The organism is Paenibacillus lacisoli, from assembly GCF_030580655.1.
Classification (GTDB): domain Bacteria; phylum Bacillota; class Bacilli; order Paenibacillales; family Paenibacillaceae; genus Paenibacillus; species Paenibacillus lacisoli.
In genome coordinates, this window is the sequence record NZ_JAUQTB010000008.1 from 85129 (window position 1) to 97030 (window position 11902).

Consider the following 11902-nt stretch of genomic DNA (forward strand, 5'->3'; position numbering starts at 1 on the left):
ACAAGGGAGCTGGCTAAGGTACCTTTTATTTTGGGCTTCTCAGCCTAAGAGCGGCCAGGTTATCGGGTCTTTCTTATAGTGGTATGAAGTAATGGCGTCATGTGTAAGGTGAGAGTCTAGGATGTGGCTGACGAGCGCTTGCCGCCCAACCTACTACTATCCCTCTCCTTCCGATACTCATTAGGCGTCCAGCCGGTATCCTGCTTGAACACCTTCGAGAAATATGAATAATTCGCATACCCCACCTTGCTGGCCACGGCATACACCGACAACGACGTCGTTTCCAGCAGCCGCTTGGCGGCTTGGATGCGGGTTTGGGTTATGAACGTTCCCAGCGAGACGCCGGTTTCCTTCTTGAACAGCCTCGCCAGATAATCCGGGTTCAGATACACAATCTCAGCTAGGCTCGTGCGGGTCAGATCGTCTCCATAGTGCGTCTCAATATACTGCTTGATCTCTTCCACTACAGACTGCGGCTGCTCGGTGAATTGGCGGTAGTCCGCCGCGGTGTTCACCAGATAGATCAGGTATTTCTCCATATCCTCGATGGAGTTCAGGGACTGGATGAACAGCTGGTCGTTCACTCTTCCCGTATACAGCTTGTGGGCCTGAATTTGTTTGCTCTTGAGATAGGCGTAGACGAGCTGGACGATATCCAGACGGAACTGGCTTAGGACAGAGGCGGTAATAACTCGGCCTTGGACAAGTGTATGCAGGTATTGGGTGGTCTTTTCCAGAAAAGCGTCCGGAAGGTCCTGATTCAACAGCTCCTCGAGAAGGGACAGGTTTGGCGGTGTATAGCTGACTTCCGGCAGCGGATGGTGGTCCAGCCACAGGTTCTGGTTGCGCTGCTTGACCATCTCCTCGTTCCGATTGAGCAGATCCCGGATGACGGGATGGACGGACTCCAGCCAGGCAGAGGCAGCCATACAGGTAGCGACATCGCATTTAAGAATCTGATTAGCCTTCGCAATGAATGATGAGCAGATGGATTCCATGATGGATGAATCGAAGGACTCGTTCCCTTTCAGGATCGCAACCCAGCTGTAGTCTTTATGCTCAAGCACGGTCTCGACGGAAAAGGAAGGGTGCTGGAAAAGCTCGGACAGCACGTTAAGGAACGCGTAATCGAACAGATCCTTGTCTTCCTTGCCCAGGCTGCGGTCGTACGGGAAGAGGTGGATCAGAACAGGCAGGAAGAGATCGGTCATCTGGTAGGATAGGTTCTGCTCCTGAATGGACAGGGCGATGCTGGCCGGATCGGCGGCGGATTTGGCTTTGATTCGTTTCTGCCAGAAGTGCTCCACCATCTTACGCTCATTTTTCTTCCACAGCTGTCCCTCACGGATGGCCTGCTCATTACTCTGCTGCTCTCTGGCCTGGTAGGCGGCCTTGGAGATAATGAGGGTCAACTTATCGAACGCAATCGGCTTGAGAAAATAATCAAAGCTGTGCAGCTCAACCGCTTTCTGCGCGTAGTTGAAGTCGGCATAGTTCGTGAGGAAGATGGTCTGGATGCTGTACTGCTCCTCCCGGATCCAGGCCAGCAGCTCCAGCCCGCTGCCCTGCGGCATCTCGATATCACAGATGAGAATCTGGACGGAATGGTTTTGCAGTATCCCACGCGCCTGGGCAATGTTATACGCGGTATAGACCTGCTCAAAGGAAAGGGCCTTCCAATCGATTTTCTGTTCCAACGCAGACACGACAAAATAATCATCATCCACCAGCAGCACATTCATTTCCATTCTCCTCTCTTACACGATCTTCGCCGCAGGCTGGGGAAGGGTGAGGGTTACACAGGCCCCGCCGCTATGACGATTGTAGAATTCCACCTTGGCCTGCTGCCCATAGAGCAGTTCCAGTCTCTGCAGCGTATTCATAATCCCGATTCGTTTGCCTTCCGTCTGTTCAAGAGGCTTGCCCTGTACAAGTCGTTCCAATATATCCTCGGGAAATCCTGGCCCTGTATCTGCAATCTCGATGACGGTCATTTCCGGGTTCCCGGCCGGCTGGTACACCTTGATTTCAATCTGCAGTTTATGTTCTCTGGACACCGCGTATTTGACGGCATTCTCGATAAAGGTCTGGATGACCAGCGGGGGAAGAGTGACGTCTGCTGTATTCTCCTGCTGCTGGATATGATAACGCAGGGCATTGCGGTAGCGGTGCTTCTGAATCTCCAGATAGATCCGGACATGAGCGATCTCATCCTCCAAGCGGACAAAATTCTCCCCGTGCTGGAAAATATACCGCAGGTATGTGGAGGTGGACAGGCTCATATACTCAATCTCTTGATACATCTGCATCTGTGCCATGCTGTAGATGTTCGTCAGGCAGTTCAGGAAGAAGTGGGGATTGATCTGCAGCTTCATATAATCCAGGGTGATTCGCTGCTTATCCAGTTCCTGCTCATACATCTCGATTTTGATCGCTTTAATCTGTTCAACCAGGCCCCTGAACTGCGTATTTGCCTGTTCCAGCTCAATAATCTCTGAGTTTCGGAAATCAAGCGGCTCACCGTCCTCCTGAATGCGGGTCAGGTTCCTGGAGAAGCTCTGAATCGGCTTCAACAGCTTGGTATGGAAATACAGGATCACGAAGCATACCGTACAGACCAGCACGAGGAAGAGGAGCAGAATCAGCAGCTGAGCCACCATGATTTTCTCGAACACGCCGAATTGAATGACCATCTGTGCCTTGAAGGACGCATTGGAGAACCCCTGAGTGACGGTCGTCCGGGATTGGGCCAAACTCAGCAGAGACGCCAGTCCCTTTTGCTGGTCTTCGGCTTGAGCCGGGATCACACTGGACAAAGGCCTACCGTCCTGATCCACCAGGGAGGAGAAGCCATTCTCCCCCAGATTAATCTGCTGCAAGGGCTGAATCAGATCATCGGCGGAGATGAGGCAGATCAGATGCCGGTTATGAAAGGGAACGATATTCATGATGTAGTATTGATCTTGGATAAGGATCGGTGTCCAGTTAGAGTAAAATTTCTCGTACACCCTGCTGTCATCGGTATAGGAGATAATCTGCTTCTTGAGCTCCTCGTACTCGGCAAAGGATAACGACATGGGAGCGTAGTTGAGAAAGTAGTGTTCATTTTTCAAATAAAAGAAGAAGTTATACGACTGCCCGTAGTTCTTCTGCAGCTCGGTATACCGTTTGCGCAGGTTGTCGCTGGATTTGAGAAACTGGTCAAAGGACGTGCCCGGGGTGTCCATCGTCTTGGCGCTGTCATCGTTGGCAAGGGTCCAGCCCATATAGTGATTAATGTAGGCAAAATCATGGTTGATCCGGTTGATGTACAGCTCCGCCGTATCCTGCAGATACCTTCTGGACTGCTCCTTCACCATGGAGATCGACACGATGCTGATCACGAAATCCAAGATTAACGCCACGCCGGCAATGAGGAGCATGATCTTCACATAATGTCTGATCGGACGCGGCTTATTCACGGTCACATCCATAGGTTGCACAACGCTTCCTTTCCTGTCATCTACATTGAATACGTTTACATCAGCTGGTACCGCTATTATAAAACGTACACGAAAGAAAAACACAGCTAACTCGAACATTTTGAAATAAAGTCCGAATCGTATCAGCGAAAGTCTGAATAAGAGCAGTGGCTGAAGTTCTATTCCAGAGAGAGAAGATGCAGACGATGAGAACGTCCGAATCCAACCTTCAGAAGGTCCAGATAACATCAGTGAGGCAGGCGTATACTCAAATTGTTCTAACAGCCAGCCAAACAAATGAAAGCGCTATATAAGTTGGCGGACCCATCGCCTCTGGTTGAGGAGAAGGCTCCTGCCGGAAAGGCTGGACATATGCATTTGTCAGATATGAGAAGGAAGGGGATCTGATGTGAAGACAGCTGAATTCATTCAAGCTCAAGGGATGAAGGGCGGGCGTCGTCATCGACGCATCGGGCAGATCCGCAGGAACTGGGGCTTGTACTTGCTGCTGCTGCCCGCAGTTGTGCTGCTCTTATTATTTGCCTATATCCCGATGTACGGCCTGGTGATCGCCTTCAAGGACTACAGCCCCGCGCTGGGGATCTGGGGAAGTCCATGGGCTGGGCTCAAGTACTTCGAGAAGTTCTTCAACTCTTATCAATTTACTACGACGATTACCAACACACTGTGGATCAGCCTGTACAGCATCGCCACCTTTCCGATTCCGATCATGCTTGCCCTGATGATCAATCAGCTGCGGGAGAACCGGTTCAAGCGATTTTTCCAGACGGTGACGTACATGCCGCATTTTATCTCCACGGTCGTGATGGTCGGCCTAATGCTGATTCTGTTCTCGCCAAGCACAGGCCTGATCGGGAATATCTTCAGCCTGTTCGGTGCGCAGGCCCCTAATCTGATGGGTTCAGCCGGCCTGTTCAGCAGTGTCTATGTATGGTCTGACGTGTGGCAGCATACCGGCTGGGACAGCATTATCTACATTGCTGCACTGTCTGCGGTCAATCCGAGCCTGTACGAGGCAGCTACGATGGACGGGGCCAGCCGCTGGCAGAAGATCCGCTATATCGATATTCCGATGCTGATGCCTACTGTGGTCACCCTGCTGATCCTGCGCGTCGGCAGTCTGCTCGGCGTAGGCTTCGAGAAGGTGTATCTGATGCAGAACAATCTGAATATCAGCTCCAGTGAAGTTATCTCGACATACGTGTACAAAATCGGGATGCTCAGCAGCCAATACAGCTACTCCTCAGCGATCAACCTAGCCAATACGGTCATCAATTTCATGCTGCTGATTCTGGTTAACCAGATTTCGAAGAAGTACAGCAAGAACAGCCTGTGGTAAGGAGGAAGGAACCATGGAAATCGTGGAACCAGCACAACCAGCACAACCAGCAGCACCCCGGCCCGTGAACAATCGGTCATCCGACCGAATTATGGAAATCGTGCTCTACGCAGTCGCGGTCGTGCTGCTGGTCATTCTGATTTACCCGCTATACTTTATCATCATTGCTTCGTTCAGCGATCCGGCCTCCGTAGCCAACGGGCAGGTATGGCTGTTCCCCAGAGGCTTTACGCTGGCAGGTTATCAGGAGCTGCTGAAGCACTCCAACATCTGGATCGGGTACCGCAATACGATTCTGTATACTGTCGTCGGCACGGCAATCAGTCTGGTCGTCAATATTTCAGCGGCCTATGCGCTGTCCAGAAGAGATCTGGTGGGACGCAAATATATCAATATCTTCTTTATCTTCACGATGTTCTTTAACGGCGGACTGATTCCTACTTTTCTGACGATCAAAAGCTTTCACCTCTACGACACCTTCCTCGTAATGGTGCTGCCGTTCTCGGTTGCGGTGTATAACATCATCGTGGCGCGGACGTTCTTCCAGAACAGCCTTCCGGAGGATTTGTGGGAAGCGGCGCAGATCGATGGGTGCGGGAACCTGCGGTATTACGTCCGGGTCGTGCTGCCGCTCTCGAAGGCCGTCATCTCGGTGGTAGCCTTGTGGACGGCGGTGGGCTTGTGGAACTCCTATTTCAACGCGCTGATCTACCTGAAAGATCCGAAGCTGCATCCTCTGCAGCTCATCCTGCGCAATATTCTGATCACCAACCAGATGCAGTCCAGTATGGGCACGGGCGAAGCCGCTGCTGTAGCCTTACGCCTGGCCAACCTGATGCGCTACTCCGTCATTATCATCGCCACCGTCCCGATTATGTGTATGTATCCGTTTGTGCAGAAGTATTTCAACCAGGGGGTGATGATCGGCGCCGTGAAGCAGTGAGCGGGTATCTTTCCAACAATGATCGAAGGGGGATTTCTTCCATGGTGAATAAGAATACAAAGAGGGCGAAACGGTTCAAGCTTCTGATTTCGGTTGTCCTCATCTCCGCATTATTATTGGGTCTGGCCGGCTGCAGCAGCAGTTCAGAGAATGAGTCATCTTCTGAAAGCAATATCAATATGAATCAAGAGGGCCTGCCGATTGTGGGCGAACCGATTACGCTGAACGTCCTGACCGTCCGCTGGGGCAATATGGGGGATACGTTCAAGCAGAACCAATGGCTGCAGGAGCTGGAGAAGCAGACGAATGTGAAGATCAATTGGCAGGTGATGTCCTCGAATGACTGGGGAGAGCAGAAGTCCATTATGCTGGCGAGCGGCACACTTCCTGATGTGATTCTGGGAGACATCGTATTCTCCGATTCGGATATTGTGAACAACCTCTCTTTCTTCCGTCCGCTGGATGAATATATCGACCAGTACATGCCCAACCTCAAGGAAGCCATGGGCGAGACGCCTGAGATGAAGCGGATCAGCACCTTTCCGGACGGCAAAATCTATTCCCTGCCCAGCCGGCTGCCTTCCCGGCCCAAATCCTCCAATCAGCCGATCATTAACCAAGCCTGGCTGGACCGCCTGGGGCTGAAGGCCCCGGACAATACCGAGGAGCTCTACAAGGTGTTCAAGGCATTCAAGGAACAGGACCCTAACGGCAACGGCAAACAGGACGAAATTCCATACAGCGGATCAGGGGATATCGGTGTTGACCTCCTGAATCCCTTCGGGATTACGGATCTGAATGGCAACAGCATGATGGTCAAGGACGGCAAGCCGGTATTCTTCCCGGTTTCCGGGGAATACAAAGAAGCGATCAAGTGGGCGCATCAATTGTATGCGGAAGGGCTTATTGACCAGGAAATATTCACCCAGGACAACACGATGGTCACGGCGAAGCAGCAGAATCCGGACGCCGCCATTGTCGGGTTCTCTAATCAGTGGATCCCGGATGCGGTGTTTGGCAAATGGAAGGATGAATATATCGCGATCCCGCCGATTGCCGGACCGGACGGACAGCGCTACCAGCCAGGGGAGCCGGACGGCATGAGCCTGCGGCGCAACGAGCTGCTGATCACAACCTCCTGCAAATATCCTGAAGTGGTTGCCCGCTGGGCCGACCAGTTCTACACCAATGAAGCGAGTATTCAGAATTTCTGGGGGGCGATCGGGACGGTCATCCAGAAGAATGACGATAATACGTACCAACTGATGAACCCGCCTGCCGGTACGAGCGCGGACGCCTGGTATTGGGAACAATCCCTGCGGGATTTTGGTCCGAAGTACGTAAAACCTGATTTTGAGAAAAACATTACTCTGGATAAGAACGTAGGTGACGGCCTGAAGCTTGTCATCGACAAGTACGGAAGCGAGTATGTAACCACACCATTCCCGAACGTCATGTACAGCGCAGAAGAGTTCCAGGAGCTGCCTACCCTGACCACGGATATCGACAGCTTCGTCAGAACGACCCGGGCCAAGTGGATCACCGAAGGGAATATCGACCAGGAGTGGAATGGCTATCTTAAGAAGCTTAACGATATGGGACTGGAGCGGCTGATTCAGATCCGCAGCGACGCCTATGACCGGTACACGAGCATTAAATAGGGGAGGCCTTCGGCAATGACGAAGATCAGGGTAACGGTATGGAATGAGTACCGGCATGAGAGGCGTAATGAGCAGGTGAAGAGTATCTATCCGAATGGGATTCACAGAGCGATCGCCGACCATCTGGAGAAGGTAGATGGCCTAGAGGTTACCACCGCTGTCCTGGACGAACCGGATCACGGATTGACCGAGGCAAGGCTCGCGAATACGGATGTGCTGCTGTGGTGGGGCCATATGGCGCATGGCGAGGTTCGCGACGATATTGTGGAGAAGGTGCGGCAGCGGGTGCTGGAGGGCATGGGTCTGATCGTCCTGCATTCGGGGCATGCCTCCAAAATCTTCAGCCGTCTGCTGGGAACGAATACGGGAATGCTGAAGTGGCGTGACGATGGAGAAGTTGAACGGCTGTGGGTGGTCGAACTGGGACATCCGATCGCCAGCGGGCTCGGTGAATATATCGAGATTCCGCAGGAAGAGATGTACGGGGAACGGTTCGAGATTCCTGCACCAGATGAGCTGGTATTCATCTCCTGGTTCGAAGGCGGTGAGGTGTTCCGCAGCGGCTGCTGCTACCGGCGCGGCCAGGGCAAGCTGTTTTACTTCCGTCCAGGTCATGAGATGTTCCCGGTGTACCATCAGCCTGAAATTCTGCAGGTCATCACCAACAGTGTATTCTGGGCAGCGCCTGCCCAGGCGGCGAAGACGTCGTATGGGCGGGTGGCACCGATCGCCCCGGTTGTTCATCCCTGATCTTACGGATGCCGGTTATGAGAGAGGAGCATACAGAGCATGAACCCGTTTCGTATTGGATTAATCGGTCTGGGAGGCATGGCTCAGGCGCATATCCGGTGGATGCTGGAGGAAGACAGCTTTCAGTTCGCGGCAGTCAGTGATGTCCATGGCGAAGCCATGGCTCAGGCGGGTGACCGGCTCGGTATTCCGGAGAGCAAGCGATATGCCGATTTTCAAGCGTTGATTGAAGATCCTGACGTCGATGCTGTCGTATCCGTGACACCCAACAACGTCCACGCCAATATAATCAGCTGCTGTCTACAGGCAGGGAAGCCGTTCTTGTCTGAAAAGCCGTTTACGTTGAACTTCGAGGAGGCAATCCCCCTGCTGGAGCTGTACGAGAAGCGTCCGGTTCCTGCAATGCTCGGCTTCAGCTACCGGTATACGCCTGCTTTCCGGTATGCCAGACAGCTGGTTAAGAGCGGCAGACTTGGCACAGTCCGGCATTTCTCGATCCAGTATCTACAGGGATTTGGGGTGCCAAGTCGCCAGGTCCCTTATATGTGGCGGTACAACAAGGCAATTACCGGTACGGGAGCGCTCGGCGATCTCGGTTCCCATATGATCGATATGGCGCGGTTCCTGTTCGGAGAATTCGAGGAAGTGTCCGCACAACTGCAGACGATTGTACCGGAACGCCGTGATCCAGTGACAGGAGCGATGGCTGCCATCGAGGTTGATGACTTTGCCAGCTTCCAGGCCCGGATGACGGATGACATCATGGGCGTATTCCAGACGTCACGCAATGCTTTTGGTTCAGGCAACCAGCATGAGGTGTCCATCTACAGCGACCTGGGAGCAGTGCATGCAACGACGCTGGATCCGGACCGGCTGGTATGGATTAGAGAAGAAGAGGCAGGACAGATTTCCAGAGTGACCCTTGAAGTTCCCCAGGAGAGCAAGGTCAAGCAATATGCCGATTTCGCAGCCGTGTTAAGAGGAACTTCGCCGGATGGAGTTCCCGGATTTATGGACGGTTACCGTAATCAGGAGGTGCTGGACGCCATCGTCAGAGCTAACGAAACCAAGACTGTGATCCGGTTGTAGGTGATGCCAGCAAGCAATCCCTCTAAGTAAAAAAAAGAGCTGAGCAATGTTCAGGAATTAACCCTGAGCTTCGCTCGGCTTTTTGTCATCATCTGCTTTATCTCTAACACGTTCACTTGTTTAAGGCTTAAAATGAACCACTGCACTGTACTGCAGCTTGTTGCGAACCGGATCAAAGACCGCCTGATGCTGAACCGAATGTACTTTGAGCAGCAGCGCTTTATTCATTTCAATTCGTTCCTCAATCGTTCTCTCCAATGCCTTAAGGTCATAGGCCTGGTGGAATTCCACTTTATCCTGAATCGTATCTAATGTAATATTCATTGATTTCACCTCCTGCTTGCGATTCTATTGTAGTGGAATGAGGAGATACAATCCAGATCGATTTCTGAGTAGATACATAGACTCATGTCATTAAGATAGGGCATACGCATCTTCCTCCATATGGTAATTATGTTAGGATATATTTAATATAAATAGTCAATCCAGAGGGGCAGAACAATTTGATGTTTAATCGAAAGAAATCTGTATCCAGAGTTATTGTCTTCATTATCCTCCTTGGACTTGGATGGTATACCGTGCATCATGTAAAACAAGAACGAATTGTCGATAGAGCAGCCCAAATAGGAGAACAATATTTTAAAGAGAAGTATAACTATGATGTTATCTTTACAGACCATCAGATCCTGGGAGGTTGGGTATCCTCGGTTATTATTTTCGACGGACATTTGATAAATCGTGAAGGAGACACGGTACGGATAACCATTAACTACAAAACTGATCAGGTTCAGAGTGTCGGAGGAAAGTCATATTTAATCTCTAAAGAATTGAGCGACGGATCCTAAATGGTCTTGTCTTAACTGGAGGTTTGTATGGACCCTGAAATAAACCTGAACAAAAAGCGAATAAGAAATGGTTTGAGGATATCAGTTGTTCTAACAGCGGGCCTAATAGCAGGCCTCATAGGCTGGCTTTATAGGCATCATGCACAACAGGAGAGAATGATCTCCCGAGCAACGGAAGTGGCTCAATATTATATAAAGCAGAACTATCACTATGATATAGAATTCACAGACAGCCAGATTCTTGGCAAATGCGTTTCATCACATATTGTTTTGTATGGGCATATTAAAGGGCGGGAAGATAAAAAGGTGAATGTAACCGTAAACTATGAAAATTACGAGATGATCGGGATAGGGGGATATGTTGATTTATTCCCGGGGGATAAAGACAAGTTCAAGTAGATCTAATAGATCCAAAAACGGATACAGACTTATCCTGCTCTTAAGTATTCTGGTCGCTGCTGCTGTCTGGTATGGATACCATTTTTATCATAGAGAACAAGCGATAGAGAGAGCAGTTGTAGTGGGTCAGGATTATTTTAAGCTGAAATATAAATGGGAAGTCGTATTTACGCGTCATCAATTTCTGGGCAAATTGGTCGCTCCCCATCTTATTCTTGATGGTCACTTAAAAGACAGAGATCAGGATCACGTTAGTATTACGATAGACTATAAGACTTATAATGTGATAGGTGTAGGCGGAGATGATAGTCTCTATACCCCTGAAGACAGCAGATAGGCCTGTCAATAAGCGAAAAACGCTTCTTCCCAAGATGATTGGAGGAAACGGATAGGGATCTAGAATTGTTGTTTTACATAATAAACAAGAACATGGTGTTCAACCACACCAACCAACAAAGAGCCGAACAAAGTGCGGGCATCTAACCCTGCACGGCATTCGGCTCTTTATGAACTCATTACCCTATGGTGCTAAACTGCGGCTCGGTCCGCGCATAATAATAGGCTCTTACCTCGGCCACCCAGTTGGCGAATACTTCTCTCCACTGCACGGTCTCGAAAAACTCCTCCACCGACTGATTGTCAGAGTCCCATTCGATAAAGGTATTCAGCGGCGAAATCCCGCCCTGCCAGACGCCGACGTTAACGTCGGTATCCTTCTCCCTGACGAGCAGGATCGGCAGCCCGAACTGAAAAGCCATGGACGGCTCGATCTGCAGAAACACCGAACCCTGCCAGGTCGGCGTGCTGCTGGTTGGCGGGCCGACATTCGTATCCAGCACCTGGATATAGAAGCGGCGGAAGTTGACAGCCAGCATACCGTAGCTGGAGATCACCAGACGGCGGATATTGGTCAGGACGGTCTCCGGGTACTGTTCACTTTCGGGCAGGGTGCGGGGAAAGAGCAGTGCATTCTCGATCTCGGCAATCAGGCGGTTCTGGAACTGTCTCTGCAGATCGTTCAGGGTGCTTGCCGTACTGAAAAAAATTGGAATTCGGAACGCGCGGTCAATGCACTCCCGCAGGCTGGCCGACACTTTATCGTCGGGAATCGTCAGACCGCGTGCCGGACTCTGGCTGCTGATGCGTGCAGGCGCTGCAGGGAACTCCTTAATGATGCTGACAGGAGGGATCTTCTTTAACGGGAAGCTTTGGGCCTTAGGTCTGGCTGCTTTGGGTTTAGTCACGGTATCTTCTCCTTCATTCTGAATTCACGTTACCCCAGTGTATGTGCATATGCCCAGTTGGTGATTAAATACCAATGCTTGCAGCTCTGGTTTGACAAACTTATAACCATGAACTACATTAATAGTGAATGATTCATTCATTATTAGAGG

10 protein-coding genes are annotated in these 11902 nt (G+C 50.9%); 6 read left to right on the forward strand and 4 right to left on the reverse strand.

The genetic code is table 11. The features are described 5' to 3' along the window. Positions 1 to 116 precede the first annotated feature (116 nt). Positions 117 to 1742, reverse strand: coding sequence for a response regulator transcription factor (locus Q5741_RS14405; protein WP_305024798.1), 1626 nt, complete (start codon positions 1740 to 1742; stop codon positions 117 to 119). Between the two features lie 15 nt (positions 1743 to 1757). After that, positions 1758 to 3473 carry a sensor histidine kinase gene (locus Q5741_RS14410; protein ID WP_305024871.1) on the reverse strand — a complete coding sequence of 572 codons (1716 nt, stop codon included), beginning with the start codon at positions 3471 to 3473 and terminating at the stop codon, positions 1758 to 1760. A gap of 430 nt (positions 3474 to 3903) precedes the next feature. Between Q5741_RS14410 and Q5741_RS14415 the strand changes: the two genes are divergently transcribed. The 5 genes from Q5741_RS14415 to Q5741_RS14435 are packed head-to-tail and all read left to right on the forward strand — an operon-like array spanning position 3904 to position 9264. Then, the gene (locus Q5741_RS14415; RefSeq protein ID WP_305024872.1) at positions 3904 to 4821 is read left to right on the forward strand and encodes an ABC transporter permease; all 918 of its coding nucleotides are present in this window, start codon (positions 3904 to 3906) and stop codon (positions 4819 to 4821) included. A 13-nt stretch (positions 4822 to 4834) separates the two neighbouring features. Continuing rightward, entirely contained in the window at positions 4835 to 5764 is a 930-nt protein-coding gene (locus Q5741_RS14420) for a carbohydrate ABC transporter permease (protein WP_305024799.1), read from the forward strand. A 41-nt stretch (positions 5765 to 5805) separates the two neighbouring features. Beyond that, positions 5806 to 7425, forward strand: coding sequence for an extracellular solute-binding protein (locus Q5741_RS14425; RefSeq protein ID WP_305024800.1), 1620 nt, complete (start codon positions 5806 to 5808; stop codon positions 7423 to 7425). 15 nt (positions 7426 to 7440) lie between these two features. Continuing rightward, positions 7441 to 8175: a ThuA domain-containing protein gene (locus Q5741_RS14430; protein WP_305024801.1), complete on the forward strand. Its 735-nt coding sequence runs from the start codon at positions 7441 to 7443 to the stop codon at positions 8173 to 8175. A gap of 39 nt (positions 8176 to 8214) precedes the next feature. Then, positions 8215 to 9264, forward strand: coding sequence for a Gfo/Idh/MocA family protein (locus Q5741_RS14435; protein ID WP_305024802.1), 1050 nt, complete (start codon positions 8215 to 8217; stop codon positions 9262 to 9264). 120 nt (positions 9265 to 9384) lie between these two features. Here Q5741_RS14435 and Q5741_RS14440 read toward each other — a convergent pair whose 3' ends face one another. Beyond that, the gene (locus Q5741_RS14440) at positions 9385 to 9588 is read right to left on the reverse strand and encodes a DUF2536 family protein (protein ID WP_305024803.1); all 204 of its coding nucleotides are present in this window, start codon (positions 9586 to 9588) and stop codon (positions 9385 to 9387) included. A 548-nt stretch (positions 9589 to 10136) separates the two neighbouring features. Here Q5741_RS14440 and Q5741_RS14445 point away from each other — a divergent pair. After that, on the forward strand, positions 10137 to 10508 hold the full coding sequence (locus tag Q5741_RS14445) for a hypothetical protein (RefSeq protein WP_305024804.1): 372 nt from the start codon (positions 10137 to 10139) through the stop codon (positions 10506 to 10508). A gap of 515 nt (positions 10509 to 11023) precedes the next feature. Here Q5741_RS14445 and Q5741_RS14450 read toward each other — a convergent pair. After that, positions 11024 to 11623 carry a hypothetical protein gene (locus Q5741_RS14450; protein ID WP_407074364.1) on the reverse strand — a complete coding sequence of 200 codons (600 nt, stop codon included), beginning with the start codon at positions 11621 to 11623 and terminating at the stop codon, positions 11024 to 11026. Positions 11624 to 11902 lie beyond the last annotated feature (279 nt).

Excerpts from the sequence above, each read along its gene's own strand:
- Q5741_RS14405 (WP_305024798.1), bottom strand. The coding sequence starts at position 1,742 with ATGAATGTGCTGCTGGTGGATGATGATTATTTTGTCGTGTCTGCGTTG.
- Q5741_RS14410 (WP_305024871.1), bottom strand. The coding sequence starts at position 3,473 with ATGGATGTGACCGTGAATAAGCCGCGTCCGATCAGACATTATGTGAAG.
- Q5741_RS14415 (WP_305024872.1), top strand. The coding sequence starts at position 3,904 with ATGAAGGGCGGGCGTCGTCATCGACGCATCGGGCAGATCCGCAGGAAC.
- Q5741_RS14420 (WP_305024799.1), top strand. The coding sequence starts at position 4,835 with ATGGAAATCGTGGAACCAGCACAACCAGCACAACCAGCAGCACCCCGG.
- Q5741_RS14425 (WP_305024800.1), top strand. The coding sequence starts at position 5,806 with ATGGTGAATAAGAATACAAAGAGGGCGAAACGGTTCAAGCTTCTGATT.
- Q5741_RS14430 (WP_305024801.1), top strand. The coding sequence starts at position 7,441 with ATGACGAAGATCAGGGTAACGGTATGGAATGAGTACCGGCATGAGAGG.
- Q5741_RS14435 (WP_305024802.1), top strand. The coding sequence starts at position 8,215 with ATGAACCCGTTTCGTATTGGATTAATCGGTCTGGGAGGCATGGCTCAG.
- Q5741_RS14440 (WP_305024803.1), bottom strand. The coding sequence starts at position 9,588 with ATGAATATTACATTAGATACGATTCAGGATAAAGTGGAATTCCACCAG.
- Q5741_RS14445 (WP_305024804.1), top strand. The coding sequence starts at position 10,137 with ATGGACCCTGAAATAAACCTGAACAAAAAGCGAATAAGAAATGGTTTG.